1 protein-coding gene is annotated in these 3,121 nt (G+C 51.1%); it reads left to right on the forward strand.

The window, feature by feature from the left end:
- Nucleotides 1–3,121: amino acid adenylation domain-containing protein (locus tag AC1DP6_RS36335; protein ID WP_477059284.1), on the forward strand; the 3,121-nt coding region annotated here is incomplete at both ends.

Here is a 3,121-nt window from a genome sequence, read left to right on the forward strand (position 1 = left end):
TGCCGGAATACGCCGGAATACATGGTGCCATTGCTGTGGGTGGCGTTAAAAGAACTGCCTTTAACGGCTAATGGCAAGATAGACCGGAAAGCATTACCAGACCCGGATGTACGGGCGGAACAAAAAGGGCTGTATGCGGGGCCACGCAACGAAGTGGAAATAACATTGGCGGGCATCTGGCRGGAGTTGCTGGATGTAGAACGGGTAGGGATATACGATAATTTCTTTGAGCTGGGTGGTCACTCTATACTGGTGATTAAAGCCATTTCTCTGATCCGGAAAGCCTTACATACAGATATTACGATCGGAGAAGTATTTGATTATCCGACCATCGCCACGCTGGCTGATCAGTTGTCAGGAGCTGCTGTGAGCAGCGGAGTGCCGGYGATCGTAAGTGGCCGGCGGCTGGTAAATATTCCGTTGTCCTATAGCCAGGAACGTTTATGGTTTATCGATCAGCTGGAGGGCAGTGAGCAATATCATATTCCGATGGTGGTACGGTTGAAAGGTAATCTGGATAAAGCAGCGCTGGCACAGGCCTTTAGTATGATTGTCGACCGCCATGAAGTACTCCGTACGGTGATTGTGCAAGAGGATGGCCCTGCCTTTCAGCAGGTGTTGTCCGCAGGTGGGTGGCAGTTGGAAATGCTGACAGCTGCGGCAGACGTGGAGCAGCAGATCGCGTCACTGATTCGGATTCCTTTTGATTTGTCCCGCGATTATAATCTGCGAGGCTACCTGATGGAGGTGAAAGAACAGGAGCACCTGCTGGTGCTGGTGATGCACCATATCGCCTCAGATGGTTGGTCGCTACCGATCCTTGTACAGGAGTTATCCTCCTTATATAATATTGGGGCGCATGCGCCACTGCCGGCCTTAAAAGTACAGTACGCCGATTACGCGATCTGGCAACGTGAATACCTGCAGGGTGAGGTGTTATCAGAGAAACTAAATTACTGGCGGCAGCATTTAAGCGATGTAGCACCATTAAACCTGCCCACGGATCATAGTCGTCCTGCTATTCAGAGCAGTCGGGGCGGATCGGTCTCCTTCCGGCTGGATAAGGTGYTGGTGGATCATTTGCGGCAGTTGAGCCATGAAGCAGGGACCACGTTGTTTATGACATTGCTGGCAGGATTCAAAGTATTATTACACCGTTACAGCGGTCAGTCAGATATCTGTGTAGGAAGTGTCGTTGCCAACAGAGGGCAGCAGGAAATAGAAGGACTGATTGGATTTTTTGTGAATACACTGGCATTACGCAGTCACCTGGATGGCGACTCATCATTCAGGGAGTTGTTGCAGCAGATACGGGAAACTACGCTGGGRGCCTATGCACATCAGGATGTTCCTTTCGAACAAGTGGTGGGTGCAGTAGTGAAGGAAAGAGATATGAGCCGCAGTCCGTTATTCCAGGTGATGTTTGATTTGCAGCATGCTACACTAACGGCCGGCGGTGGATCAGTTTTGTCAGGTATCTCGCTGTCACCCGAAGCGATCACGCATACCACGTCGAAGTTTGATCTGAGCTATGCTTTGACAGAAATAGAAGAAGGTTTGCAGGTGCGGGTGGAATATTGTCTTGATCTGTATGAGGAGGCGACCGTGGAACGTATGGGCATGCATTATGAACAGTTGCTTTGCAGCATCGTGGCAGCACCTGACAGTAAGATCGGAGYACTGCGGCTGCTACCAGCCTGGGAGGAAGCACGCTTACTCARCGAATTTAATCCTGCAACAGTATCCTATCCGGRAAACAAGACRGTAGTAGCCCTGTTTGAAGAACAGGTAGCTGATACGCCGGATGCCATCGCCGTGATATCGGGAGAGGAGACATTGACGTATCGGGAACTGGATAAACGCAGTCATCAGCTGGCGCATTATTTAAGGCRGCAGGGAGTGACARCGGAGATGCTGGTGCCGATCTGTGTTGAGCGTGGAGTAGATATGCTGGTAGGTATCTGGGGCATCTTAAAAGCCGGAGGAGCCTATGTACCGGTTGACCCGGAATATCCGGCAGAGCGTATCCGTTATATGCTGGAAGATACCTGCGCGGAAATCATGTTAAGCAGCAAAGCCTGCTCGGATCGTTTACCCGTYAACGTAGCCTGCCGGATTATCAGCCTGGATGGAGATTTGGAATATATTAACCAGKCAGGAGAAGAGGTATCCCGGATGTTGATCAACCCTGATCAACTGGCGTATGTGATTTATACCTCCGGTTCTACCGGTCTGCCGAAAGGGGTGATGATCAGCCATGGGAGCCTGATACATTACCTGTGCAATCCACARACCCAATACACAGCAKCCMACCCGACTACAGATAGCCCCGCTAGTTACCATCATTTGTCATACACATTTGATGCGTCATTAACAGCGTTGTTCCAGCCACTGCTGCAAGGSCGGACRCTGGTGGTGGCGCSGGCAGGATTAGCAGYTACAGAGYTGTTGGCGAAAGATAATTTATGCCACTACGGGACTTATGATTTTATTAAACTGACCCCGGCGCATTTGCCGTTGCTGGAAGATGGGTTGCGTTCAGGAAAGATCATCACCCGGCGGTTGGTGCTGGGAGGGGAAGCATTGCAGCTGAGCCATGTACAGCACCTGATTGACGAAGGGCTGGATGTAGAAATCATCAATGAGTATGGTCCMACGGAAGCCACGGTAGGTTGTAGTACTTACCGGTTCCATACCGGTGACCGTATTGGATTGGAGGAAATCAGCGAAGGCCGGATCCCTATCGGTAAACCGATTGGTAACACCCGGATGTACATAGTGGATGCCGCCGCCAATCTTTGCCCGGTGGGTGTAACCGGTGAAATCTACATCAGTGGTGGAGGCCTTGCACGAGGCTACTGGCGCCGTGAAGGGTTGACATCAGAAAAATTTGTACCCGATCCYTATAGTAAAATAGCGGGTGCACGAATGTATAAAACCGGTGATCTGGGTCGTTGGCTTCCGGATGGAAATATAGTATACCTGGGCAGGAAAGAYGAGCAGGTGAAGATCCGTGGTTACCGGATAGAGCCTGGAGAAATTGAGCAGGTGTTGCAGCAGAGTGGTCTGGTGAGGCAGTCGGTAGTGCAGGCCCGTAGCGACAGTGCTGGTAACATGCGGT

It is taken from the genome of Chitinophaga sp. 01L420, from assembly GCF_056399985.1.